Here is a 22,048-nt window from a genome sequence, read left to right on the forward strand (position 1 = left end):
AATGGTCAAAATGCTGCGACTAGTCTTCAGTGCTACTTCTACAACTGAGCCTCCTATGTTTGATTGACACCAACCAAATCAGAATAAGAACGCTCACCGCGAGTGATTTGACGTTTGAGGGTGTTCGTTGCTGCTTTTACTTTACCCTCGCCCAATAGCGATGTGATCGCTTGATGTTCCTTAAAAGATTTCGTCGTTCGATTGGAACGCTTGGACAGATGTGTCCGCATAGTTTGGACGATATCACTGACTTTTTGATATCCATCCCGCAGGTAACTGTTTCCGCAGGACCTGAAAAACGCGTCGTGAAACTCGGCGTCAAGTTCCAAGTACTGTTCGAATTCATCCGCTTCCTGCGCTTCCGACATCTTCGAAACAATTGTAGACAGCTCATTGATCAGAACCGAAGGGTTCTTTTCAAGCGCCTGCTCCAAAGCTGCAGATTCTAGGATTAGCCGATACTGGCAAAGCTGCACCACGTCCCCTTGAGAAAGAGAGAATACAAAGGCTCCTCGATGAGGAAAGATCTGAACGAGGCCCCGAAGATTCAAAGCTGATAGAGCTTCGCGAATCGGAGTTTTGCTGATGCCCATGGCATTTGACAACTTCACTTCCGGCAACGATTCACCCAATTGAAACGTGCCATTGATTATGCCTTTTCGGATATGCTCTTCAGCAGTTTTACTCAACGAATCCGGGCGCTTAATCGGCAAAATCTCGGTCATTTTCACTTCGTCCTATTTCGTCTCTCTAACACAATAGCACATGTAAGCTTGATTTCTATATTATATCTGATATCTCAGATAATAGATCGAAAATAACTAAATCCGTGGGAGGATACTTTGTTCAAGAAATCAACATTGGCGCTTGGCGTCGTCATGTCAGCCGGGCTTGCTTTTGCAGCATCCGCTGAAACAGTCATTAAGGTTGGGCATGGCGCAGCAGAAGCGTTTCATATGCATCGCGCGCTACTGAAATTTGAAGAACTGGTCGAAGCTGGCTCGAATGGTGAGATCGACGTACAGATATTCCCTTCGTCGCAGATGGGCCCTGATCGCGAAATGATCGAAGGTGTTCAAACCGGCGTTCTGGAAATGGCCATTCCTCCTTCCTCTTTCTTCGCGGGCTGGGATCCGGCTTTTGCAGTAATTGAACTGCCCTACATGTATTCCTCCAAGGACATCGCCTTTGATGTTCTTGATGGTGATGCTGGTGATGGCATGCTTGCACGGGTCGAAAACCAGGGATTGGTAGGTCTTGGCTGGCTTGAATTGGGTGTACGCAATGTGACCAACAATGTCCGCCCGGTTGCAACCCCCGCAGATCTCGAGGGTGTCAAGCTACGTACCATGAAGGTTCCGGCGCATGTGGCGACATTCGAAACGCTCGGGGCCAACCCGACGCCAATGAACTTTGGTGAGGTCTATTCTGCTCTCCAGCAAGGCGTGATCGACGGCCAGGAAAACCCACTGGCGATCATTACCTCACAGCGTTTCTACGAGGTTCAGAAATACCTTTCGACCACGGGCCATGTCTTTGCGGTCTATATGCCTGTCATCTCCAAACCGTTCTTTGACTCGCTGTCCGCAGAGCATCAGCAACTGGTGCGGGACTCGATGGCCGCCGCACGTGACTATCAGGCGGAACTGGTCGCAAGCGAAGATGCGGAACAGCTGGAACAGATCCGTGCTGCTGGTGTCGAGATTCTGGAACTGACTGCCGAGCAGCGACAGGCCTTTGCCGACAAAACCGAAAGCGTCCGTCTGCAGTATCGCGACGAGGTTGGCGCTGAAGCCTATGACGACTGGGTAGCAGCGGTTTCCGCAGCGAGCGGAAGCTGACCCTCGGACTACTCAGCCAATACGGGCACCCGTGCCATTAAGGTTCGGGTGCCCCTTTCGTTCAAGGGGAGGTGAACGGTGTCGGTTATCAAATGGATCGATATGAATGCCGAAAAGGTCTTAGCCAGTGCACTTTTGGCCGCGATTGTCTTGTTGATCTTTGGAAATGTGTTCATGCGCTACATTCTGAATGCCTCTCTTTCATGGGGCGAAGAGCTAACGCTTTGGCTGTTTGTATGGTTTGTCTGGCTAGGCGTCAGCTATGCGTTCCACACAGGCGATCATGTGCGTATCACGGTCCTGCGTGATGTCCTAAGCGAGCGCGCAAGGCTTTACGCGGATGTTGTGATCGCGCTTCTTGTCCTTGGATTTCTGATCGTTCTGACAATTGAATGCATCAAGCTTATCCGACAGCCTTTTGTCGCCAGCCAGACTTCGGTCGTTTTGGGGCTACCGATTCCGATCCTTTATGCTTCGGCGCCGATTGGCGCGGGCCTGTCCGCGATCCGCGTCACTCAACATCTGTTCCGAACCCTGCGTCTGATCGCAGTAACCAAAGCGTGAGGAACCCGGCATGCTTGCAACAACGCTTTTCTTGACGCTCTTTGCCCTGTTGCTCTTCAGCGTGCCTATTGGCATCTGTCTGGGCTTGGCCACTATGATCGTGATGGTCTTTGTAGATGGCACACCACCCATGGTTCTTCTGGCACGGTCGGTGGTAACAGGCGCGGACTCCTTTCCTCTAATTGCCGTCCCTCTGTTCATATTGGCAGGCGACCTGATGCAACACGGCGGAATGTCTCGCCGACTGGTTGGATTTGCCAATGCGCTGATCGGTCATATCCGGGGTGGGCTGGCTTATGTGAACGTGCTCGCCTGTGTGTTTTTTGCCGCCATATCCGGCTCATCTCCTGCGACCGTAGCCGCCATCGGGTCGAACATGATCCCAGAGATGGAAAAGGTCGGCTATACGCGCAAATTCAGCGGCGCATTGACAGCGTCTTCGGGGATGATCGGCGTGATGATCCCGCCAAGTATCCCCTTCATCATCTACGGTGTTACTGCAGAAGTTTCGATCGGCAAACTGTTTCTTGCAGGCGTTGTTCCTGGCATACTTTTTGCCCTCATGTTCATGTTGGTCGCTCGTGTTCTGCTGCGAAAGGACGAGGTTGTTCAGCAATCGACGACTACGTTCTCAGGCCCGGGCGTCTGGCAGAGCTTCCGGTCTTCCATCTGGGCGCTATTGGTGCCTGTAATTATCCTTGGGGGCATCTACAGCGGTATCTTCACCCCAACCGAAGCCGGTGCCGTGGCCGTAGTCTATGCCGCTTTCATCGGCATATTCGTCTATGGCGACATCACCCTCAAGGACCTGCCAGAGGTTTTGGCGGGCAGTGCAAAGACCAGCGGGACCATTCTGATATTGGTGATCATGGCGACCGCCTTTGGCAGGTTGATCACGCTCGCAAGAATCCCGACAGAGCTCGCAACAACGATCACCAGCCTGTCCGACAACCCAATCATCATCCTGTTGCTGATCAATCTGCTGTTGTTGGTGATCGGCATGTTCATGGAGACGATTTCGTCGATCATCATCATGACGCCGATCCTGCTGCCGGTTGCAACCGCGCTGGGTGTCGATCCGATCGTTTTTGGTGTCATCTTGACGGTCAACCTGGCCATTGGGTTCTGCACACCGCCATTGGGTGTGAACCTGTTCGTGGCCAGTAGCATTTCGAAGGTCTCCATCGAAAGCCTCAGCCGTGCGATCCTGCCATTCTTTGCCGGCATGCTGATCCTGTTGATGTTCATCACCTATGTGCCCGCAATTTCCCTGGCCCTGCCATCCCTTTGGTGACCGGCTGAGGCGTTTCAAACGTTAGACAACGAACAGAGGACCCGGATGGATCTGGACCTTTCCCACCCGTCGATAGAAGACCTTCGGAAAACCGCACAAAAGCGCATTCCGAAGTTTGCCTTCGAATACCTCGACAGCGCGACCGGCAGGGAGCTGGGGTTGAAGGTCAACCGGGACGCACTTGATGCCATCGGATTCATGCCGCGTGTACTATGCGGCCGAACAAAGGCCGACCTGCAGACTACATTGATGGGTCAAACTTACGATCTGCCATTCGGGATAGCACCGGTAGGCATGTCCGGCCTAATGTGGGCAGGAGCAGAGCGGATGCTTGCAAAGGCAGCGGTTGCTCACAACATTCCGTTTTCGCTGTCGAGCGTGGCGGTTGCTTCACCGGAAGATGTGGCACCTTACATTGGCAAAAATGGATGGTTTCAGCATTACCCGGTGAACTCCAGCGATTTGCGCCGCGCGATGCTGCCGAGGATTAAGGCAGCGGGATTTCACACGCTGATTATCACGGTGGACGTTCCAGAAGAGAGTCGGCGCGAACGACAACGCCGCGCCAATCTGACGGTGCCTCCAAAAGCTGACCTGCGCACGCTGAAAGAAATGGCGTCACGACCGGCCTGGTGCCTTGCACATCTTCGCGAGGGCATCATGCCTCGTATGCGGTTCTTTGACGATTACGTCCCGACACGCGGGCGAGAAAGCTTTACCCATGCAGGCGCTCTGATCCGTGGGATTCCAGATTGGGACTACCTGCGCGAACTGCGACAGGAATGGGAGGGTCACCTGATCGTCAAGGGTGTCCTGCGGCCGGAGGACGCGCAAGAAATGGTGGCCGAGGGCGTGGATTGCATCTGGGTCTCAAACCACTCCGGGCGTCAATTCGAAGCCGGACCCGCTGTGATTGACCAACTCCCGAACATCCGCGAGGCGGTCGGAATAGATGTGCCACTGATCTACGACTCTGGCGTTGCCTGGGGATTGGACATCATGCGTGCCCTGGCGAAAGGTGCAGATTTCGTCATGGTCGGGCGTGCCTTTCAATATGCTGTTGCAGCGTTCGGAGCACGAGGGATCGACCATCTCGTTCACATCCTGAAAGCTGACATTGAGGCCAACATGAGCCAGCTTGGCAGCGAAAACCTCGGCAGTCTGGCAGAGCACCTTCTGAGAACTGGCTGATCGGCGCTTGCGGCGCGTGGCGTATCACGCAGACGCGTTGTCATCCTCAGCAATCAGCCCCTTGACGATCAGATCCGCGGTTGAGCGCGAACATGCCATTGGCAGATTATATACCGTTGCGAGACGGGTCAGAGCCTTAACGTCGACGTCATGTGGCATGGGTGAGAGAGGGTCGACAAAGAAAATCAATGCATCCAATTTCTCTTCGCAGATCATAGCGCCGATCTGTTGGTCGCCTCCGAGTGGTCCGCTTTTAAGGCAGGTCACATCCAGTTCTGGATAGGCTTGCTTAATACGACTACCGGTAGTCCCAGTCGAAAAGATTTGTACTCCGGACAGGCGGCCCAATTGCAGACCCACCCATTCGACGATTTCGTCCTTTCGCGCATCATGCGCTACAAGCGCGAAACGTGGCGCATCACCGGATGAATTGTTCAACGTAATCTTCTCCAAGACCGACTTCCCCGAAATGTTTTCGGCACAGATCAATCTTGGTAAAGACATCTTCGTAGCCAGTGACCTTGCCCCACGGATCAACATAGCACATCACGCCATTGACCTGGAAATAGGTGACCATCTCTTCGACATCGTCGGGAACGACCAAAGTATGAGTCTCACCCGGCGGCTCAAAGACATATCCCCCCTCTTCCGCAACCCAATCATGTTCCAGATAATGCCAGCGCCCTTTCAGAACGAAGCCGTGGACTGGCTGTGGATGGCGGTGCCGCGAAAGAACACCAGCTTTGCGTACTTTGAGAAGGTTCATCCAATAACCTTGCGAGCGGTTCAGGCAGAGCGGTCGGAACCAGACGTTCTCTGCCTGCGGAACCCACAGTCTGTCGTCCTCACTCATGGCATTCGGGATCACGATCTCGTCTTGCGCATCTTTGGGGAATGGCAACTGAAAGGGCATTCGGGCGGTGTCATCGTCATTCATTGATTTTCCTCACATAGCGAGATAGCCGCCATCGACCGGATAGATTGATCCGGTCACAAAGCTGGCGTTTTCACTCAAAAGCCATTGCACAAGCGCACCGACTTCTTCGGGTTTCCCCCAGCGTTTCATAGGCGTACGCGCCATGATCCCCGCTGTTCTTTCAGGGTCTTCCCGAAGGCCCTGGGTCATCTCTGTCTCAATCCAACCCGGCGCGATGGCATTGACCCGGATACCGTCTTCGGCCCAGCGACCTGCGAGCGCCTTGGTCAACTGTGCCACGCCGCCCTTAGAAGCGGAATACGCCGGAACCAAAGGCCCACCAAAGGTACTGAGCATAGAGGCGGTGTTGACGATGGCCCCACTCGCTTCAGCCAACAATGGATGCGCGGCAAGACAGCAGCGCATGGTGCCTGTCAGATTCACATCGAGCACCTTGGCGAAGACGTCGATGTCATATTCTTCGCCACGCAAAAGAATACCTGCGCAGTTCACCAAGGCATCGAGACCCGTGAGTTCGCCGAATACATCATTGATGGACGTCTGGTCGGTGACATCCAAGAGCTGCACCTTTAACCCGTCCTGAGGCTCGAATGCCTCCAATTCGGATCGGGAGGCGGATGCGGCGATGACGGACCAACCTGCGTCTGCCAACGACCGTGCAACACCCGCACCAATCCCTCGCGTACCGCCCGTTACTAGGGCCTGTTTCATCCAAGTTCCTCCAATACACTGGTGAAGGCGCGCGCGCGCCTTCCGATATCACCCAATGTATAGCTCGGTTTGAACAGCGCGGAGCCCAGCCCATATCCATCTACACCCGCAGCATGATACGACGCCATCGTATCCGGCGTTATGCCCCCTACCGCAGCGACGACTGCGTCTGCAGGCAATACGGCGCGCATGGCAGCAACGGCAGCTGGCGGCACCATTTCCGCCGGAAAGAATTTGAGGACCGATGCTCCGATATCCAACGCCGTAAAGGCCTCGGAGGGCGTCATAACTCCTGGACACCAATAAAGATCCCGAGCGACAGCCGCGCGCCCGACGTCCGGGTTCATATTGGGCGACACGATGATACGCCCGCCTGCATCAGCAACCGCCGCGACCTGATCCACAGTCAACACTGTGCCAGCGCCGACGATGGCCTGAGCGCCATGTTTCACGGCGATCTGCCCTATCGATTCCAGCGGGTCCGGTGAGTTGAGCGGCACTTCGATTATCCGAAACCCGGCATCGAAGAGTACATCAGACACCGGGCGCGCATTTTCTGGTGCTAGCCCCCGCAAAATCGCAATCAGCGGGTTCTCGGCAAGAGCTGCGGTGAGGTCAATCATCCAACCAACCCCGCAGCGCGAGCAATCAGAAAATGCCCTTTCGCAACGATATCATCTGGCGCGCGACGGCTGTCGAAACCAGCAGTTCGAAGCGCTATTTCGTATCGGTCGGACAAGTCGCTGCGTCCAACAACAGTGATCGTGCCGACGTCTTTTACTTCGCCGGTCGCGGCAGCAACCTCGGTCCCGATCAACAAGCCCGACAAGTAGTCGGCCGTGGCAACCTTTGGGATTTTGCCCATGAGAGGAAGCGTCCGAACATGAAACAGGCTGTGCAGCAGGTTCGACTCACCACTGAGGCCCGCCTTTACGCCCATCGCGAATGCGTCTTCGCTGAAGGCGTCCTCCTTCATCAATGTGCCAAGGATCGTGTGTTCTTTCAGCGCCGAAAAGATCTCACCTGTCATGTAAGTCGAGAAATCCACGATCTTCCCGTCCGCAACCTGAACCCATTTGCTGTGCGTTCCCGGCATCACGAACATACCTTCGCTCAAGCCTAACGAAGATGCCCCAATGATCTGGGTCTCCTCGCCGCGCATTACGTCGGGTCCTCCAGCATGTTCTGTCGAAGCACCGGTCACAAAATGAATACGCGCTCCGTTGGCCGCTTCGTGCGGGACCAACGCTCGCGCAAGACCGCCAGCACCCAGCGGCATTTCAGCATATTGCGTTTCTACCCAACCATTGCGGCTGGTGATCATGCCAGATGCCAAGATCGGCAGGTTAGCCTTGGCGACCCAAGGGCCGATGAGACGGTCAAGGACCGCCTCAAAGGTTTGTCCCGCAACCTGCATGATACCTTCAGGCGACGAGACCCCATCGATCACCTCGCCCTCCGCACCAATGAGAAATGCACGGAACGATGAAGTGCCCCAATCTACGCCGATCAGCGCCGGCTCAGATGCGACCGAATTCATTCAGCAGATCCTCGACAGTTTTGCCTTGGGCCACCCATTTACGGGTTTCCTCCTCACGGTCAGCTTGCTCTTGAGCAAGGCGCACGGTTTCTTCGGCGATTTCTTGTGGAATAACGACGACGCCCATTAGATCAGCTACAATGAAATCTCCGGGGTTTACGACGACGCCCCCACAGGCAATGGGCACATTAATCGAAAGTTCTTCTTTACGTTCCGAGAACATCGTGTGCGTTCCGCGCGGCGTGATCGCGCGCGTCCAGATTGGCCAGTTGATGTCCTCCAACTCATCTGTGTCGCGCCCGGTGCCATCGACGATCATACCGCGAATACCACGGTTCTTGGCCAGACCACCCATCAAACCGCCGCAGACCGACGTTTGACGATCTCCACCCGCGTCCACAACGATCACGTCCCCGGGTTGTCCCATTTCAAGCGCTCGCAACGGGTCGACCAGGTCGCCTTTTGAAAGCTGAACTGTCACGGCCTGGCCTGTCACCTTGGCGCGGAAGGCGGGTTTGATGGCGCTGTCCATCACGCCTGTTCGGTACTGCACATCCGCAAAAATGGCAGCGGCAGAGTACGCCTCCAACACCTTGTCGAATTTTTTGAGAAGTTCCGGGTTTCTTTCAAAATCATTGAAAACCCTGAGGTCCGTGCTGACGTCTGGCATTCTTGTCTCCTGTTATGCGGTAGATACGGCCAATGCGTCGGCATTGACGGTATAGTCGGGGTTTTGTCCTGTCAGGACCTTGGCCACCTGAGTGGCCGCGGTGACCCGCGCTGCGTGTATGGATTCCTCGGAATAGTAGGCCGCATGTGGCGTTACGAGGACGTTGGGCAGTGTGAACAACGGGTTGTCATCAGGCGTCCAGTTGGCGCGCTTGGCCGGTTCTTCTTCGGGGTCGTCGAGCCCTGCGGCTGCCAGATGGCCTTCGGTCAGCGCCCGGAACAGGGCTTTGTTGTCGACCGTTGGTCCGCGTCCGGTGTTCACTAGTATCGCACCGGGTTTCATGACCGAGAATTCGGCATCCGACAAAAAGTGATGCGTGTTCGGCGTCATCGGTGCCTGCATCAGGACATAGTCGGACCTTGCCAGCAATTCGGGCTTGCTCACCAGCTCGACCCCAATCTTTGCCGCGACTTCTCTTGGCAAATACGGGTCGTAGGCGATGACCGTAACCCCGAAAGATTGCGCCCGCGCCACGATGGCTTGCCCGATTTTACCCAGCGAGACGACACCCATCGTCCGCCCGCGCAAACGGTAGACCGGCTGCCCGCTTTGCCATTTCCAGATCCCTGCATGAGTGGCCCGATCATAGTCGGGCAACTTGCGCGCCAGGGTCAGCCAAAGGGCAATCGCATGATCGGCAACTTCCTCGGTGCAATAGTTTTGCACGTTGGTGACGAGAATGCCCTTTTCCGTTGCCGTGCCGACATCCACGATATCTACGCCCACGCCATAACGCGCGATGACCTCACAGTTCCGCATCCGCGTAATCGTTTCTTTCCCGATCCGGGCATATTGGTTCATCATCGCTGCGCAATGCGGCGCGACATCGAACAGGTCTTCCTGGCGCTTGGCCTGAAGCGCAATCACCTCGGCTCCCGCGGCTTCCAGGATTTCCGTCTCAACGGCAACATCACCAAAGTCGTAATCGGTTATCACGACCTTGGGTTTGTCCGTTCTGGGGGAAAAGTCGGCGCGATCAGTCATAAGCACCCGCCGAATAGGTCAATTCGTACGAGTGGCTGTAGAGCTCGAAGATGTTGCCAAACGGGTCTTCCATATAGACCATGCGATAGGGCTTTTCACCGGGGTAATACTTGCGCACTTGGCTCATGCGCTGGCGCCCGCCCAGGTCTTCGATAACCTTGATGCGGCCTTCCAGATCCTCGTCCTGTACGCAGAAATGAAACAAGCCACGCCGCCAATATTCAAACGGGCGTTCTTCTTCGACGGTCTTCGGGAACTCAAACAATTCAATGCCAACACCGTCGCCCATTGACAAGTGCGCGATGCGGAAGCTTCCCCAACCTTCCCCAAACACATCGTCGCACATCTGACCGATGGCGCTTTCGTCATGCAGGATTTCAGTTGGTTCCATCAGCACGTACAGGCCGAACGCCTTGGAATAGAACTCCACGGCTTTTTCCAGGTCGGGAACTGTGATGCCGATGTGAGAGAAAGTGAGAGCGGCCATTTAGGGCTCCTCCAGTTAGCAGTTAAAGAATATTGCGAACGATGCCGCCTTCGATCCGATGCGCAGAACCATTGGAGGCTGTACTTGCAGAGATCGTGACGATCATGCGGGCGACTTCGTCTGGTTGGACAAAGCGTTGTATGAGCGATGTGGGCTCATCTGATTTGAAGTAATTGTCGACGATCGTGTCGAGCGGCTCACCCTTTTGATCGGCGAGGCCGTCAAAATAGGCTTCGACACCTTCGGTCCAGGTTGGACCAGGCAGGATCGAGTTAACCCGGACTTTTGTCCCCTTTGTCAATTCTGCCATGCCACGTGTCAGACCTAACATGGCAGTTTTAGTGACAGAATAATGCACCATCTGAGGTAGTGGTTTCACTGCCGCTTCGCTGGCCATGTTGATGATAGATCCCTTATCCCGGCCAAGCATTTCAGGCAGGAAAATCCGGCTCATCCGAACGGCGGACAGGACATTGATGTTGAAGTAATGCATCCAGTCGTCATCCGTGAGATCCTCGAACGGTTTGACCGAAAAGATGCCAACATTATTCACAAGAACGTCCACCGCACCGCGCTCGCGGGCAAACTCTGCCAGAGTTTCCGCATCAGTGGTTTTGGTTAAGTCGGCCGCAATGCCTTCGACCTTGCCCAATGATGACAGGTCGTCGACGCAGTCGAACACTTCCGCCTCGGTCAGGCCATGCACGATTACCCGCGCGCCTTCTTCCAGGTAGACCCGCGCAGTGGCTTTGCCTATGCCGGAACCTGAACCAGTCACCAGGACCAGCTTATTTTTGAGCCCCAGATCCATCTCAGGCCTCCTTCTTGACGTTAGATGACTGCTGCGATGAAGTGCGGCCGAACATTCGACCCATCAAGCCCGAAATCTCCGCGCGCCACATGTCTATGCCGACGGCCAACAGAATGATCAGGCCCAGCACGATGTTCTGAACCGAAGATGGCGCAGCGTTCAGGTTCAAACCATTCTGGACGATAACGATTGTCATCGCCCCCATCAGCGTGGCGAGGATGTTGCCGCGGCCGCCTGCAAGGCTGGCTCCGCCAACTACAGCAGCGGCAATGGCCTGCAGTTCCAGCGTCTGGCCATAGTTGGGTGAACCAGAGTTGAGGCGCGCTGACATCAGGATCGCACCAACCGCAGTCATGAAACCTGCGATGACAAATGTCGTCGTCTGAACTTTTCGTACGTTGATGCCCGTCAGAACGGCAGCGGCTGGGTTGCCACCCACGGCATAGATCTCACGGCCGAGTTTCGTGAAGTTCATAGTGAACGCGGCAAGGACGTAGAAGAACACGAGGTAGAAGAAAGGCATCGGAACGCCGAACAGCTTGCCGTAAAATATTGGCTCCAGCGCCGGATCCAGCGAAAAGATCGGCGATCCATTGTTGAAGGTCAGCGCAAGGCCCCTGAAGGCAATCAACGCTGCCAATGTTGTGATGAAAGACGGGATACGCCCGTAGGCTGTTATCAGCCCAATGAACAGACCAAGCAATCCGCCCATGAGAAGAATGAGTGGCAATGCCAGTACCAATGGAATGCCAACAAATTTCAACATCTGCGCAAGGATCATGGTCAGCAACGCCACCATAGACCCGGAACTCAGATCGATGCCCGCAGCGAAGATCACGATAGTAGACCCGATTGCGATCAAGGCCACGATGCTTACCTGTAGGGACAGGTTTGAAAGGTTACCCGGGTTCAGGAAGCGTTCGGTCGTAAGTGCCACGATCAGTGCGACGATCACCATTGCTGCAAATGGTCCGATCAACTGGGTGTCAAAAATCCGCTTCATGCGAAAGCCTCCTTAAGCTTGGATTGAGGAGTGTCGGCGGACGCGCGCACAAGGTCGTCATGAGTAAGGTCGGATGCATCGACCGTGCGAACTATCGTTCCGTGCTGCACGACGGCAATCCGATCGCTCATCGCAAGCAACTCATCATGGTCTGAACTGATCAGAATGATCGATTTTCCTGCCCGCGTGAGCCTGTTAATCAGCTTGTAAACTGCGATTTTGGCGCCGATATCGATCCCCTGCGTCGGCTCATCAAGGATCAGGATGTCCGAGGCTGAAAACAGCCAGCGTGCAATCACGATCTTCTGCTGATTACCACCAGACAAGAAGTTGACCGTTTTTTCCTCGGCCTGGGTCGAGATTTCCAGATCGCGGATCAGGTCATGGGTGGCTTGCTCTTCCGCCTTGAGATTCAAGACACCGAACCGGCTTAGCCCGCCGAGGGACGCTGCGGTGACGTTCCCGCTTGCGCGGAAATTGAAGAACAACCCGTCAAACTTTCGGTTCTCTGGAACAAGCGCCAAACCCGCACGGATCGCATCAATTTCCCGGCGAAAGCGAACCAGTTTGCCGTTCAGTGATATCTGCCCGGCGGTTAGCTCATCTGTCCCGAATAGGGCGCGGGCAATCTCTGTGCGGCCACTGCCCAATACACCACCCAAGCCCAGAACTTCACCCCGGTGCAACGAGAACGATACCTCTTTCACACCCGAATTGGTGGCCAGACCTGCCGCTTCCAGCACAACATCCTTGGTCGCGTTCTGCTCCTTGGGATAGTGCTCACCAATGTCCTCACCGACCATTGCGCTGACAATCTCAGAGACGTTGATCTTGGTCTCGCCACTCGCTCGCACAACACAGCCGTTGCGCAAGATCGTCACTTCATCAACGATCCGTTCAACCTCATCCAGCCTGTGCGACACATAGAGAATAGCGGTTCCGCGTTCACGCATATTGCGCAGTAACTGGTGCAGGCGTTCAATTTCATCTTCACCCAATGCCGCCGTCGGCTCATCCAGGATGATCATGCGAGCGTCCATCGCGACGGCTTTCGCGATCTCGACCAGTTGTTGCTCGCCTACCGATAGCGAGCCGGTGATCGTTTCGGGAGATACATCGACATCCATTTCCGCCAAAACGCGCGCGGCTTCGTTGTGGACCTTGGCCCAGTCGATCACGCCAAAGCGGGACCGAGGCATATTGCCAAGGAAGATGTTTTCGCCAACCGACAAGGTGGGCACGATCGAGAATTCCTGAAAAACTGTTGCGACGCCCAGTTCACGTGCCGCCTGCGGGTCGCTGATCGTGACTGGGCTGCCATTGTGCAGGATTTGACCGCTATCGGGTTGCTGTACGCCGGACAGAGTCTTGATCATGGTCGACTTGCCACAGCCATTTTCACCCAGCAGCCCATGAATGGAACCGGGCATAAGCTGGATGCAAACCTTGTCATTCGCCAAAACTCCGGGATAGGCCTTGGTGATATCGACAAACTCCCAAAGTGGCGTTGCGGGTGTCATTACGATTGCCTCGTTAAAAGCGAAACTCGGTTGAGTTGCGACCCGGCAGCACGCGCACGTGCCACCGGGAAGCGGGGAGAAAGCTCAGTACTCTTTGGACGGCTGCGGGAATAGCTTTTCTGGCTCTTGCAGCACGCTGATCGCACCATCTTTGTCTTCAATTGATGTGGGCGTTTCGATCCAGCCGCCGGGATAGGACCCGTTGAGCGCATCAATGGTTGCGTGCATAGCCGCCTTACCCATCAGGAATGGTGAGGTGTTGACGGTTGCCGTGATGTTGCCAGCCGCAATTTCTTCAAGGCCGGACGTGTCGCCATCATTGCCCAAAAGGACGATGTCATTGCGACCGAGTGCCTTAGCCGCGAAGGACGCTCCAATGATCATGTAGTCGTTCGCCGCAAAGATCATGTCCAGATCAGGGTTCGACTGCAGGATATCCATACCAGCAGTGTTGCCGCCCTCAACGTTCCATTTTCCGTCAATAGACACCACAACGTCAAAGTTTTCGTTGCCCTCGATACCGTCGAGGAAGCCACCCACACGCTCGGTTGAGTGATAGCCAGGCTGCCCTTCGATAATGCCGACCTTCAACGGTTTATCGCCATAAGTCTCAATGGCCCAGTCAGCGATAGCATGCGTGCCGTTGCGCTGAGAGTACCCGACAACGCCATGAATGGGTGTCGGGAAGTTCGGAATGTCCGAGTTGATCATCAGAACTGCCATGCCCTTGTCGACGGCTTGCTTCAGCAGTGGTGCCGCAGCAAATTCATCGTGTGTTCCAAAGATTATCGCATCCACATCCTGCGTCAGCACATCCTGGATCATGCCCATTTGGCCGTTGATGTCCGCACCGGACTGGGGCGCAAGCATGAACACTTCGACCCCGGCCTCAGCAGCAACTGCTTTGATGCCTTCACCGATGGCGATGTAGTAGTTGAACTCGGTCGCCGGCGGCATATACGCGATCCGGAACGTATCGTTCTTGGGTTCTATTGCATCGATTGGCGCTTGTGCCCCGTCCTCAAGTGGAACCGGTGCTGGATAATTTTCCGCCAGAGCGACCGTTGTTAGCGTGGCGAACCCCGCGGCAAGCGTAGTGGTCATAAGCGTTTTCAACATAGTTTTCTCCTCCAGAATTTCGTTGGTTATCCTTTGAATGGCGCGTCGATCACGCCACGAACGCCGGGTTTCACAGCAAAGAGGCCGCCGGATTCCGGTTCTTTTGTTAAAGCTGCTTCGTCACTCATCAGCCTTGAGCTCGTGATGAACAGCGTGTCGAGATCAGGCCCACCGAAAGCGCAACAGGTAGGCTTCCAGACCGGCACCTCGATCACGCGATCTATCGTGCCGTCAGGTGCGACGCGAACAACGCGATGGCCTTCCCATTCGGCGTTCCAGACGCCCCCTTCGGCATCGACACAGGACCCATCAGGCAAGCCGGGCTCATCATTGAAAGAAGCGTGCCGCCGGCGGTTCGAAACGGTTCCACTGCGGGTGTCGTAATCAAATGCGACGATTTCCCGATCCGGAGTATCCGCGAAGAACATCGTCTCACCGTCGGATGTAAAGCAAGTCGAATTGGCGCAAGACACTCCTTCGATAATCGTCCGCACACTCAAGTCTATATCGACGAGGATGACTGACGAATCGGCCTTACCAGAAACTTCATTCATGCCTCCAACAATCAATCGCCCCTGGCGATCGGTTCGCCCGTCGTTCAGCCGTGTCTCCGGATTGTTCGGCTCGAATCGTGCCACGAGGGTTTCCTCGCTATTGGGCGAATCGAACAATACGACCCGATCCGCATAAGCAACGATCAGACCGCCAGACGCGCGTGGCGCGAAGCAACACACGCGCTCCGGCATCTCATGAGAGGCGGTGTCTGACGTTGCAGGATCAAATGACCAAAGCGCACAGCCTTCAATGTCGGTCCACCAGACAAGACCATCGGTGGGATTCCAGAAAATCCCTTCCCCGTGCTGATTCTTACAATCGACGACCAACTCTGCGCGCACTTTTTGATCTCCCAAGTACATTCTGATATCTGATATACCAGCTTGCCTAATCTGGTGTATCAGATATCTTGCATCTGGCAACACCTTTTTTTGGAGATATCCTCAGATGGCGCTTGAGAGACCTAAGTCTTTGCGTGAACTCGCACTGGAACATTTGCGGAATAGTATTATCGATGGCTCCCTTAAAATGGGTCAGGTTTTGTCGGAGCGAAAAATCTCCGAAGAGCTGGGCGTATCGAAATCGCCAGTCCGCGAAGCACTCGCTCAACTACGTGACGAAGGGTTGGTCAGTATCGAGCCTCAAAAAGGCGCACGTGTTTTTTCGCTGTCAGAGCCGGAAGTGACTCAGATCTGCGATTTCAGACAGGCTATCGAAACTGCCGCCTTTGAACTTGCGTTGTTGCGGAACCCGGAAGGTCTTGCCGACGACATGCAGCGGGTCGTGAAGGACATGGAGAAGGAACGCAGGCGAGGCAATGAAAAGGGCTACCTTTCACTGGATACCACATTTCATCAGTTGATTTTTGAACATGCCGGTAACGATTATCTGACGGCCAGCTATACACGCTACATCGGTAAGATTGCCGCATTGCGAACCCATTTGGCGAAGCTGCCACAGCATACTGAGCTCTCCTTCGACGAGCATTCGAAAATCGCTATTGCCGTTCGCGAAGGTGACATGGCCAAAATCAAATCTCTTCTCACAGCGCATATTGACCGCACCAGACAAGCCTACAAAAGCGCCGCCATCGTCCTCGAAGGAGCGACCGCATCCTAGCAAAAACGTAGCTTCGTTGTGACGGGGGCGGGCCAGAACGGCGCCGCCCCTTTCTTTTGGGCACCTCACGGTCTTTCCTTTTTCAGTTGACATCTGAGATATCAGATGCCAATCAAAAGGCGGGAGGAAGCTTGTATGACGCCAGCAATGAAACCTGACTCACCGGGGCTACAGCCACTGATCCAGCTGGATCGGGTTGGCAAAAGCTTCGGCACGAACATTGTTTTGGATGGCGTCGACTTTGAATTGAGACCCGGCGAAGTTCACGCGCTTTGTGGGGAAAACGGCGCCGGAAAATCCACCTGTCTCGGCCTGTTTTATGGGCTTCACCAACCCTCTGCTGGGCGTATCCTGTGCGACGGCAAGGAACAGCGAGTCGAAAGCCCATCGCACGCGCAATCCCTGGGCATCGGCTGTGTTTTCCAAGAGCTCAGCCTCGCTGGCGCGCTCTCTGTCGCGGAAAACATCTACGCGGGCCGCGTACCCACCCGGTTCGGCGTAGTTGACTGGCCCGAACTGCGCCGCCGAGCGGAGGCGTTGCTGGCGGAATTCGGTCTGGATATCGACGTCTCAACACCCGTGGAAAACTTGCCGATCAGCTCCCGCCAGATTGTTGAAATCGCCAAGGCTCTGTCGTTGAATTCCCGCGTCCTTTTGCTGGATGAACCGACATCGGCATTGGCACCCGACGAAGTAGACGCACTATTTGAAGTCCTAAAGTCCCTGACAAAAAAAGGGATTGGCATCGTCTATGTCAGCCACCATATGGCCGAGATTTTCCAGATCTCGGATCGCATTACCGTTTTGCGAGATGGGCGCCACATCAGCACTTTACCGGTTTCGGAAACTTCTCAGGAACAAGTCGTCGCCGAGATGATCGGCGGCGCTCACCCTGGTGATGTCACGCGGTCAGGTAAGGCTAACGGCGAAGAGGTTTTGCATGTCCAAGACCTAACCCATCCAGGTGAATTCGAAGACATTTCTTTCTCCATTAAAGCCGGAGAGATTGTAGGGATAGCAGGGTTGATGGGCGCTCGCCGCAGCGAGATTGTTCGATCGATTGTCGGGCTGATGCATGGCGCGACCGGGGAGATCAGACTGCACGGCAAGCCTGTTAACTTTGCGTCCTTGCGGCAGGCGATGCGTGCTGGCGTCGGGTTTGTTCCCGAAGAACGCAAGACTGAAGGCCTCTTTCTGGAACAATCACTCAGCGACAACCTGATCGCGGCCAGTCTTTCCGATCATGCGTCTGCTGGGTTCATGCGTTCGGGCTCGATCAAAGCAGCCAGCCAAACAGCCATTGACGCCTTCAGTGTCAAAACCAGCGGGATTAACGAACTTGTTGGTGATCTCTCAGGGGGCAATCAGCAAAAGATTATGTTGGCCAAGTGGCTCAAACGCGCGCCAGCTCTTCTGATCATTGAGGAGCCCACTAAAGGGGTCGATGTCGGAGCCAAATTCCAAATCCACACGGAACTTTTGCGTCGAGCAGCCGAGGGAATGGCCATCCTCGTCGTGTCATCCGATTTTCCCGAACTTGTCTCTCTCTCGACCCGCATCCTTGTCGTCCACGACGGTCGCCTCATGGGAGACATCGCAGCCGCTGAGGCAACCGAAACCACGCTTCTTCAAATGGCCGCTGGAAATTCCGTTCCAATTGTGGACGCACCCCAAACCAATCAATCAGGAGTCGCGACGTGACCATGACCGCTCAAGCCAACTTGCCCATGAAGCGTCCGCTGCTGCGCCGTGTTCTACAAGCTTTTGTCGATATTCGTGAACTGACGCTGATCGTTCTGATCGCCGCCATCATCATCGTGATGTCCAACGTTAATCCCTATTTCCTCAGCTTCTCGAACTTTCGAGCCGTGGCCGTGGGCATGGCCCCGACCGCGATCATCGTGATCGGTATGGCGATCTTGCTTGCCTCTGGCGGGTTCGATCTTTCCGTCGGGTCGGTAATGGCCTTGTCTTCTACCGTCGTAGCCATGCTGCTTTTGACCGGCACGCCAATTCCGCTCGCTGTTGTATGCGGATTGGTGCTGGGTGGAATTGTCGGGGTAGTGAACGGTTTGCTGGTGACCGGCCTCGGGATCAATCCGCTTATCGCAACCCTCGGCACGATGTCGATTGCGCGAGGCATCGCTCTTGTCCTGACGGAAGGTTTTTCTGTCTCAAGCCTGCCGGCATCATTTGCCTGGATCGGTAAAGCTGACATAGGCGGCTTTCCGGTAATCGTCTTGTTCACCATTCTGCTCGTCGTCCTGTTTGACCTGGCCGTCCGCCATACACGCTTTTTCCGTCAGGTCTATTTCATCGGCGCCAATGAAAAGGCCGCGATGTTGTCAGGCATCCATGTCACACGCGTGCGTATCATTCTGTACGCACTCACCGGTATTCTGGCTGCTTTGGCCGGAGTTTTGCTGGCCTCGCGCCTGATGAGCGGTACGCCCACGGCAGGGAACGGTATCGAACTTCAGGTTCTGGCGGCGGCAGTCATCGGTGGCGCATCCCTACGCGGCGGCGAAGGTACTATTCTTGGTGCTTTCCTCGGCGTCGTTTTCGTCGCGTTGATCAACAACACTATGACGATGCTGGCCGTATCGATCTACTGGCAGATGATCGTCATCGGCGGTGTGCTCGTTACAGCGGTCGCCTTGGACATGCTGATCCGAAGCAAACGGGGCTAATCCCGAAGCTTTCCGAAACTCAACAACAACCAAAGATCCAAAACAGGGAGACTACGATGACTGAATTGAATGTGAACCGGCGCAGGCTGCTGACAGCGGGCACCACCGCTGGATTGGCCGCAGCGTTCGGACTGCCCATGCTGTCCAAAGAAGCCATGGCGCAAGCGGCCGGCAAGGAGTATGTGTTCCTGTCCATCGTAACGCAGGTGCCGTTCTGGGTGGACTATCGCAATGCGATGGAAGACCTTGAGGAACTGATGGGCATCAAGGCCACATTCACCGGCCCGTTGGATTTCGACACGGCCGCACAAGCACGCCAATTGGATGAACTGATCGCAAGACGTCCTGCAGGCATCCTTATCTTCCCCGGTGATCCAGCCACTCTGGCCCCCGGCGTCGAACGTGCGGTAGAGGCTGGCATTCCAGTCACATGTTGTATTGGCGATATTCCCGACAGTCCCCGGTCCACATTCCTTGGTATTAACGGTGTTCAGGCAGGACGTGTCGGCGGCGAAATGCTGGCGCAAGCGATTGGCGGGAAAGGCAAAGTTATCCTCGGCACTTTCCCTGCCCCTTCCACATTGGAGCGTGTCGAAGGGTACAAACAAATCTTTGCTGAGAAATACCCAGATATCGAGGTCGTCGATGTCGTCAATGATAAGGCCGACCCTTCCTATGCGCCGACAGCCTACCTTCAGGCAATTCAGGCGAACCCGGATATTGTTGGAATTGGCGGCACGGACGGCGACAGCGGCAAAGGCGCTGCAATTGCCGTCAATGAGGCGGGACGCAAGGACATCAAGATCGTCGCGATGGACCGAAATGATGATATGCTTCCCTATATCGAAGACGGCACAATTCACGGCGCTGTGGCTCAGAAATCCTATCTTGAGATCTTTCTCGCCTTCCACATGATGCATTGGCAGAACACAGACGCGCTGAAGGTCTTGCCCGATTGGAAGGCGGCTGGCATCAACCCGTTGCCGGAGCGCGTTGAGACCGGGGTTATGCCGATTACGGCCGAAAACGTCGTCCAGTTCAAACACACCTAAGCGATTGTCCCGGCGCATTCGATCGCGCCGGGAACCCGATAGGAGGGGGTACATGTCGGACAGATGGAGCGTTCTTCACCTGCAGCAAAACGATCTGCAACTGACACTCCTGCCCGGCATCGGGGGCCGCCTATGGGATATATACTTCCAAGGTCGCTCCCTCCTATTTCAGAACGCAGATCTCGACGGTTTGGATGTCGATGACACACGGCTTACTGATCTGCCCACACGCTCTCCACAATTTGGTTTTCCGCTCTGGGGCGGAGAGAAGACGTGGATCGCCCCAGATGCATCCTGGGTAAACGGCGCTCCGTTTCCCGTGTTGGACAGCGGCTCTTACCAGATCACTTCAAGAAGCAGCACTCGTATCGACATGACCAGCGCAGTATGCCCGACCTCGCACTTGTCAGTGTCGCGCCGCATCACGCTGACCTCGGCGGAAACCTGGGAAATAGAACACATCGTGGTCAACCATGGGACCTCCTCTCGCCTCACCGGCATTTGGTCAGTCATGATGCTTAACACCCCTGCCAAGATCGGTGTCGGGTTGGAAGACCCCGCGTTTTATCCTGTTTTTGGCTCTTCCGAAGGGATGATAGCTACGCACGGCAAAAGCATTGTCGTGGATTGCAACAGACAGCAGGAATTCAAGGTCGGGCTACCGAACCCAAACGGACGTACAGTGGCGCGGTGCGGCGCTGATGGCCCTCTGCTGATGTGTTCAGTACCAGAATCTCAACAGGGCGATCAATTTGCACACGACTATCCGTTTGAGGTCTTTAACTCGGGCGATTACGCCTATTGCGAAGCGGAGTGGCACTCCCCGGTACGCAACCTCGCACCGAATGAGACGCTGAATTTTCGGCAGACGTTCCGCGTCTTGGCGGAGGAAGATGCATCCCAAATGCCATTGGGACTCGCAAACAACAAGGAATTCCTGTCATGCATGTCCTGATTACAGGCGCTGGTGGGCATCTCGGCCGCAAACTTTTTGACGCGCTAGAAAGCGACCCCGACTACACCGTTTCTGGCATCGACATTCGCCCCGTTGATCATCCCGACATTCACACCGCAGACCTGTCCGACGACAGCAGTTGGGTCAGTTTGCTAAAGGGAGTGGACGTTATCGTGCATCTAGCTGGTGACCGAGAGCCCTCCGCCACTTGGGCCTCCGCGATCAAACACAATATGGATGCAACGCTTTCTCTCTATCACCATGCGGCAGCCATGGGCGTCAGGCGCGTGGTTCTTGCCAGCTCCAACTGGGTTCACGGCGACAAAAGGTTCACGCATCAGGTGCTCAACAGCGCGACACCACCAGGGCCAGTAAACGCCTATGGCATGTCAAAGTTATTCTGTGAACGGACAGGGGCCTACTTCGCCGAGCATCACGGACTATCGGTCATCTGCTTGCGCATCGGCTGGACGCAATGGACTCACGGCAACCAACCCGGCACACACATGGCGATGGGCCGGTGGGGTCAGGAAATGTGGTTGAGTGATCGGGACTTTCTAAGCGGAATGCGCGCCGCAATAGATGCCAAGGATATTTCCTTCGCAGCCCTAAACCTAATGTCAGATAACCCAGGTATGCGCTGGGATATCACCGAAACACGACAAACGATTGGCTACTCTCCAGAGGATGGAAGCCCCGCAAAAATAACATTGGGCATTTCCTTGAGATCCATGCTGCAGCGGCTGTTTACAGTCCGACTCCCCAGCTTTTTCGCGACACGTTTCCCGGATTGGTAGAGTACAAGATCCGAGCATTGTTGTTGCGTTGCGCATCCAGTTTACGAAACCTCGCATCGAAGTAAGCGCTGAAAAGGTCAGCTTTGTCTGCTTCGCGGTAGACGGAGAGCGACATAACGAGCGCCAGATTCCGCAACCATTGGATGTT

At 55.2% G+C, this 22,048-nt stretch carries 24 protein-coding genes; 10 read left to right on the plus strand and 14 right to left on the minus strand.

Features of this window, described 5'->3' with window-relative positions; all coding sequences use genetic code 11:
• Positions 1-53: 53 nt before the first annotated feature.
• Positions 54-725, minus strand: a complete 672-nt coding sequence (locus AC2FJ6_RS12335; protein ID WP_496669197.1) for a GntR family transcriptional regulator — start codon at positions 723-725, stop codon at positions 54-56.
• Positions 726-842: 117 nt separating this feature from the next.
• Here AC2FJ6_RS12335 and AC2FJ6_RS12340 point away from each other — a divergent pair, with 117 nt between their 5' ends.
• The 4 genes from AC2FJ6_RS12340 (at position 843) to AC2FJ6_RS12355 (ending at position 4,890) form a co-directional block, all read left to right on the plus strand.
• Positions 843-1,841 carry a TRAP transporter substrate-binding protein gene (locus tag AC2FJ6_RS12340; RefSeq protein WP_170546565.1) on the plus strand — a complete coding sequence of 333 codons (999 nt, stop codon included), beginning with the start codon at positions 843-845 and terminating at the stop codon, positions 1,839-1,841.
• A gap of 78 nt (positions 1,842-1,919) precedes the next feature.
• The gene (locus AC2FJ6_RS12345) at positions 1,920-2,405 is read left to right on the plus strand and encodes a TRAP transporter small permease (RefSeq protein ID WP_496669199.1); all 486 of its coding nucleotides are present in this window, start codon (positions 1,920-1,922) and stop codon (positions 2,403-2,405) included.
• A gap of 10 nt (positions 2,406-2,415) precedes the next feature.
• Positions 2,416-3,699, plus strand: a complete 1,284-nt coding sequence (locus AC2FJ6_RS12350) for a TRAP transporter large permease (RefSeq protein WP_170357711.1) — start codon at positions 2,416-2,418, stop codon at positions 3,697-3,699.
• A 45-nt stretch (positions 3,700-3,744) separates the two neighbouring features.
• Positions 3,745-4,890 carry an alpha-hydroxy acid oxidase gene (locus tag AC2FJ6_RS12355; RefSeq protein WP_496669201.1) on the plus strand — a complete coding sequence of 382 codons (1,146 nt, stop codon included), beginning with the start codon at positions 3,745-3,747 and terminating at the stop codon, positions 4,888-4,890.
• 24 nt (positions 4,891-4,914) lie between these two features.
• Here the strand turns inward: AC2FJ6_RS12355 and AC2FJ6_RS12360 are convergent, their stop codons facing one another.
• The 13 genes from AC2FJ6_RS12360 to AC2FJ6_RS12420 form a co-directional block, all read right to left on the minus strand.
• A complete protein-coding gene (locus AC2FJ6_RS12360; RefSeq protein ID WP_496669203.1) occupies positions 4,915-5,328 on the minus strand; it encodes a methylglyoxal synthase in 414 nt (137 codons plus the stop codon).
• Positions 5,309-5,827, minus strand: a complete 519-nt coding sequence (locus tag AC2FJ6_RS12365) for a 2,4'-dihydroxyacetophenone dioxygenase family protein (RefSeq protein ID WP_170637936.1) — start codon at positions 5,825-5,827, stop codon at positions 5,309-5,311. The genes AC2FJ6_RS12360 and AC2FJ6_RS12365 overlap by 20 nt, the downstream gene beginning before the upstream one ends.
• 9 nt (positions 5,828-5,836) lie before the next feature.
• A complete protein-coding gene (locus tag AC2FJ6_RS12370) occupies positions 5,837-6,538 on the minus strand; it encodes an SDR family NAD(P)-dependent oxidoreductase (protein ID WP_480534693.1) in 702 nt (233 codons plus the stop codon).
• Positions 6,535-7,161, minus strand: coding sequence for a 2-dehydro-3-deoxy-6-phosphogalactonate aldolase (locus AC2FJ6_RS12375; RefSeq protein ID WP_496669205.1), 627 nt, complete (start codon positions 7,159-7,161; stop codon positions 6,535-6,537). Before AC2FJ6_RS12375 ends, AC2FJ6_RS12370 begins: the two co-directional genes overlap by 4 nt.
• Positions 7,158-8,078, minus strand: a complete 921-nt coding sequence (locus AC2FJ6_RS12380; protein ID WP_496669207.1) for a 2-dehydro-3-deoxygalactonokinase — start codon at positions 8,076-8,078, stop codon at positions 7,158-7,160. Before AC2FJ6_RS12380 ends, AC2FJ6_RS12375 begins: the two co-directional genes overlap by 4 nt.
• Positions 8,059-8,748, minus strand: coding sequence for an RraA family protein (locus tag AC2FJ6_RS12385; RefSeq protein WP_480492536.1), 690 nt, complete (start codon positions 8,746-8,748; stop codon positions 8,059-8,061). Before AC2FJ6_RS12385 ends, AC2FJ6_RS12380 begins: the two co-directional genes overlap by 20 nt.
• Positions 8,749-8,760: 12 nt before the next feature.
• Entirely contained in the window at positions 8,761-9,792 is a 1,032-nt protein-coding gene (locus AC2FJ6_RS12390; protein WP_496669209.1) for a C-terminal binding protein, read from the minus strand.
• Complete coding sequence (locus AC2FJ6_RS12395) at positions 9,785-10,279, minus strand: lactoylglutathione lyase family protein (RefSeq protein ID WP_108861949.1); 495 nt, start codon at positions 10,277-10,279, stop codon at positions 9,785-9,787. Before AC2FJ6_RS12395 ends, AC2FJ6_RS12390 begins: the two co-directional genes overlap by 8 nt.
• A gap of 22 nt (positions 10,280-10,301) precedes the next feature.
• Positions 10,302-11,090 carry an SDR family NAD(P)-dependent oxidoreductase gene (locus AC2FJ6_RS12400; protein WP_108861950.1) on the minus strand — a complete coding sequence of 263 codons (789 nt, stop codon included), beginning with the start codon at positions 11,088-11,090 and terminating at the stop codon, positions 10,302-10,304.
• A gap of 1 nt (position 11,091) precedes the next feature.
• A complete protein-coding gene (locus AC2FJ6_RS12405) occupies positions 11,092-12,093 on the minus strand; it encodes an ABC transporter permease (protein ID WP_170675551.1) in 1,002 nt (333 codons plus the stop codon).
• Positions 12,090-13,613 carry a sugar ABC transporter ATP-binding protein gene (locus AC2FJ6_RS12410; protein ID WP_496669211.1) on the minus strand — a complete coding sequence of 508 codons (1,524 nt, stop codon included), beginning with the start codon at positions 13,611-13,613 and terminating at the stop codon, positions 12,090-12,092. Before AC2FJ6_RS12410 ends, AC2FJ6_RS12405 begins: the two co-directional genes overlap by 4 nt.
• Positions 13,614-13,697: 84 nt before the next feature.
• Positions 13,698-14,732 carry a sugar ABC transporter substrate-binding protein gene (locus tag AC2FJ6_RS12415; protein WP_496669213.1) on the minus strand — a complete coding sequence of 345 codons (1,035 nt, stop codon included), beginning with the start codon at positions 14,730-14,732 and terminating at the stop codon, positions 13,698-13,700.
• 26 nt (positions 14,733-14,758) lie between these two features.
• Entirely contained in the window at positions 14,759-15,649 is an 891-nt protein-coding gene (locus tag AC2FJ6_RS12420) for an SMP-30/gluconolactonase/LRE family protein (RefSeq protein ID WP_496669215.1), read from the minus strand.
• Between the two features lie 85 nt (positions 15,650-15,734).
• Here AC2FJ6_RS12420 and AC2FJ6_RS12425 point away from each other — a divergent pair, with 85 nt between their 5' ends.
• From AC2FJ6_RS12425 to AC2FJ6_RS12450, 6 genes are all read left to right on the plus strand, one after another.
• Positions 15,735-16,406: a GntR family transcriptional regulator gene (locus tag AC2FJ6_RS12425; protein WP_010437239.1), complete on the plus strand. Its 672-nt coding sequence runs from the start codon at positions 15,735-15,737 to the stop codon at positions 16,404-16,406.
• A gap of 147 nt (positions 16,407-16,553) precedes the next feature.
• Positions 16,554-18,107, plus strand: coding sequence for a sugar ABC transporter ATP-binding protein (locus AC2FJ6_RS12430; RefSeq protein ID WP_496669217.1), 1,554 nt, complete (start codon positions 16,554-16,556; stop codon positions 18,105-18,107).
• 2 nt (positions 18,108-18,109) lie between these two features.
• A complete protein-coding gene (locus AC2FJ6_RS12435; protein WP_496669250.1) occupies positions 18,110-19,096 on the plus strand; it encodes an ABC transporter permease in 987 nt (328 codons plus the stop codon).
• A gap of 56 nt (positions 19,097-19,152) precedes the next feature.
• On the plus strand, positions 19,153-20,148 hold the full coding sequence (locus AC2FJ6_RS12440; RefSeq protein ID WP_010437236.1) for a substrate-binding domain-containing protein: 996 nt from the start codon (positions 19,153-19,155) through the stop codon (positions 20,146-20,148).
• A 52-nt stretch (positions 20,149-20,200) separates the two neighbouring features.
• Complete coding sequence (locus AC2FJ6_RS12445; protein WP_496669219.1) at positions 20,201-21,103, plus strand: hypothetical protein; 903 nt, start codon at positions 20,201-20,203, stop codon at positions 21,101-21,103.
• Positions 21,091-21,900: an NAD-dependent epimerase/dehydratase family protein gene (locus tag AC2FJ6_RS12450; RefSeq protein ID WP_480823967.1), complete on the plus strand. Its 810-nt coding sequence runs from the start codon at positions 21,091-21,093 to the stop codon at positions 21,898-21,900. The genes AC2FJ6_RS12445 and AC2FJ6_RS12450 overlap by 13 nt, the downstream gene beginning before the upstream one ends.
• Positions 21,901-22,048: the final 148 nt, after the last annotated feature.

Source organism: Ruegeria sp. CDSA089 (genome assembly GCF_059612205.1).

What these genes read in the sequence shown, in the direction of transcription:
- AC2FJ6_RS12335 (WP_496669197.1), bottom strand. Translation starts at nt 725, where the DNA reads ATGACCGAGATTTTGCCGATTAAGCGCCCGGATTCGTTGAGTAAAACT.
- AC2FJ6_RS12380 (WP_496669207.1), bottom strand. Translation starts at nt 8,078, where the DNA reads ATGAATTCGGTCGCATCTGAGCCGGCGCTGATCGGCGTAGATTGGGGC.
- AC2FJ6_RS12385 (WP_480492536.1), bottom strand. Translation starts at nt 8,748, where the DNA reads ATGCCAGACGTCAGCACGGACCTCAGGGTTTTCAATGATTTTGAAAGA.
- AC2FJ6_RS12355 (WP_496669201.1), top strand. Translation starts at nt 3,745, where the DNA reads ATGGATCTGGACCTTTCCCACCCGTCGATAGAAGACCTTCGGAAAACC.
- AC2FJ6_RS12440 (WP_010437236.1), top strand. Translation starts at nt 19,153, where the DNA reads ATGACTGAATTGAATGTGAACCGGCGCAGGCTGCTGACAGCGGGCACC.
- AC2FJ6_RS12430 (WP_496669217.1), top strand. Translation starts at nt 16,554, where the DNA reads ATGAAACCTGACTCACCGGGGCTACAGCCACTGATCCAGCTGGATCGG.
- AC2FJ6_RS12435 (WP_496669250.1), top strand. Translation starts at nt 18,110, where the DNA reads ATGACCGCTCAAGCCAACTTGCCCATGAAGCGTCCGCTGCTGCGCCGT.
- AC2FJ6_RS12425 (WP_010437239.1), top strand. Translation starts at nt 15,735, where the DNA reads ATGGCGCTTGAGAGACCTAAGTCTTTGCGTGAACTCGCACTGGAACAT.
- AC2FJ6_RS12450 (WP_480823967.1), top strand. Translation starts at nt 21,091, where the DNA reads ATGCATGTCCTGATTACAGGCGCTGGTGGGCATCTCGGCCGCAAACTT.
- AC2FJ6_RS12400 (WP_108861950.1), bottom strand. Translation starts at nt 11,090, where the DNA reads ATGGATCTGGGGCTCAAAAATAAGCTGGTCCTGGTGACTGGTTCAGGT.
- AC2FJ6_RS12415 (WP_496669213.1), bottom strand. Translation starts at nt 14,732, where the DNA reads ATGTTGAAAACGCTTATGACCACTACGCTTGCCGCGGGGTTCGCCACG.
- AC2FJ6_RS12405 (WP_170675551.1), bottom strand. Translation starts at nt 12,093, where the DNA reads ATGAAGCGGATTTTTGACACCCAGTTGATCGGACCATTTGCAGCAATG.
- AC2FJ6_RS12375 (WP_496669205.1), bottom strand. Translation starts at nt 7,161, where the DNA reads ATGATTGACCTCACCGCAGCTCTTGCCGAGAACCCGCTGATTGCGATT.
- AC2FJ6_RS12350 (WP_170357711.1), top strand. Translation starts at nt 2,416, where the DNA reads ATGCTTGCAACAACGCTTTTCTTGACGCTCTTTGCCCTGTTGCTCTTC.
- AC2FJ6_RS12390 (WP_496669209.1), bottom strand. Translation starts at nt 9,792, where the DNA reads ATGACTGATCGCGCCGACTTTTCCCCCAGAACGGACAAACCCAAGGTC.
- AC2FJ6_RS12445 (WP_496669219.1), top strand. Translation starts at nt 20,201, where the DNA reads ATGTCGGACAGATGGAGCGTTCTTCACCTGCAGCAAAACGATCTGCAA.
- AC2FJ6_RS12395 (WP_108861949.1), bottom strand. Translation starts at nt 10,279, where the DNA reads ATGGCCGCTCTCACTTTCTCTCACATCGGCATCACAGTTCCCGACCTG.
- AC2FJ6_RS12365 (WP_170637936.1), bottom strand. Translation starts at nt 5,827, where the DNA reads ATGAATGACGATGACACCGCCCGAATGCCCTTTCAGTTGCCATTCCCC.
- AC2FJ6_RS12370 (WP_480534693.1), bottom strand. Translation starts at nt 6,538, where the DNA reads ATGAAACAGGCCCTAGTAACGGGCGGTACGCGAGGGATTGGTGCGGGT.
- AC2FJ6_RS12420 (WP_496669215.1), bottom strand. Translation starts at nt 15,649, where the DNA reads ATGTACTTGGGAGATCAAAAAGTGCGCGCAGAGTTGGTCGTCGATTGT.
- AC2FJ6_RS12410 (WP_496669211.1), bottom strand. Translation starts at nt 13,613, where the DNA reads ATGACACCCGCAACGCCACTTTGGGAGTTTGTCGATATCACCAAGGCC.